Source organism: Gaetbulibacter sp. NE (assembly GCF_025548475.1).
GTDB classification, from domain to species: Bacteria; Bacteroidota; Bacteroidia; order Flavobacteriales; family Flavobacteriaceae; genus Gaetbulibacter_B; species Gaetbulibacter_B jejuensis.
Genome location: NZ_JAOQHY010000025.1, coordinates 1 through 1,525, shown reverse-complemented (window position 1 = coordinate 1,525; position 1,525 = coordinate 1). Strand labels below are relative to the sequence as shown.

2 protein-coding genes are annotated in these 1,525 nt (G+C 34.9%); both read right to left on the bottom strand.

Going from position 1 to position 1,525, the window contains the following annotated elements:
• Positions 1–144 precede the first annotated feature (144 nt).
• Positions 145–1,008 (bottom strand): ABC transporter permease, encoded by an 864-nt coding sequence (locus tag OD803_RS14440; protein ID WP_262734058.1) that lies wholly within the window; start codon positions 1,006–1,008, stop codon positions 145–147.
• Between the two features lie 48 nt (positions 1,009–1,056).
• Entirely contained in the window at positions 1,057–1,257 is a 201-nt protein-coding gene (locus OD803_RS14435; protein WP_262734056.1) for a hypothetical protein, read from the bottom strand.
• Positions 1,258–1,525: the final 268 nt, after the last annotated feature.

Sequence of the window (1,525 nt, the reverse complement as noted above, 5' to 3'; positions counted from 1 at the left end):
ATGCCTACCGACAGTAAAGGACTTTTTGGTTCACCTGCCTTGAGCTTGTCGAAAGGTGGTCCCTCAAAAATGAACAAGCACACATCACTACAAAACCAAACACTAAACACCAAAAACCAAAAACTAAACACCAACCCCCCAACATCAAACCGTATCCAAAAACGTCTTCTCAGTCCTATTAAAAATCAGCAATCCAAAAAACAATAAAACCAAAGTACAAACAATAGTATACAACAATCCGTTCACACTAATTATTCCTGTCCCCAATAACATATAGCGTGTAGCCTCTATAACATAAGCCACAGGGTTATACTCTACCAACCAAGCAAACTTTGGAAGCTTCTCTTGCATCAAAGCCAAAGGATACATAACAGCCGAGGTATACATCAACAATTGAGTCCCAAAATTCAACAAATACTTTAAATCCCTATACTTCGTAACCAATGATGATATAATCATACCAAAACCAAGTCCCAGTAACCCCATCACAAAAATCAAAAAAGGAAAAAACAACACCGAACTGGTAATAGTTATAGAAGCCCCTGACAAAGTATAATAAATATAAAACCCAATAAAAATAACGAGCTGAATACTAAACTTAAACAAATTGGAAATAATGACCGATAACGGTGAAATAATACGCGGAAAATACACCTTACTAAAAATCCCAGAGTTACTCTTAAAAGTATCACTCGTAGCTGTTAAGCAAGTTTTAAAATAATTCCAAACAGTAATCCCAGCCAAATTAAACAAAAAAGGAGGTACCGAACCAGTATCTATATTGGCTACTTTATTAAAAATTAACGTAAACGTAATAGCCGTAAATAAAGGCTGAATCAAATACCAAAGCGGCCCTAAAATAGTCTGTTTATAGACGGTAACAATATCACGCTTTACAAACAAAAACAACAAATCACGATACCTCCAAACCTCCTTTAAATTAAAGTCTAACAGCCTACGTTTTGAAGATATGGTATACAGCCAGTTTTCGTCAGAAGATGCGCTCAATGGTCATGTTATTTTTTCAAGGCTAAGATAACAATTCATTTAACACTATCAAGGACTTATCTTATTAATCATATTAAAAACCTCCTCATAGGGCAACCCCATATACTCGCAAAATTCCGAAATAGTAATCAATTGATGTTTAGACTTTTGATGTAACAATCTAATGTCCTTTAAAACATCTCTAGCATACCGCTCACTACGTCCTGTTATAAACATAACATCAGTAGTATAAATACAAATTCTGTGCATAAATAATGAATTAAAATTTATGCCATTAATTTTAAATATAGGGAACGAGCGTCAACCTTAAATAATTAATCCCTAACATGTTACACAAACACTATTACAAGTATATTAAAAATTTTCCAATTACATTACACCTCACACAACACCATCAACCAAACACTAAACACTACACACTAACAACCAAACACCAAACACCATTCCTGCAACGCAGGAAAACACTGTCGTAAGCATAGCGCACAAAAGCTTCGAGAACAGGAGCTTTGCGACGCGA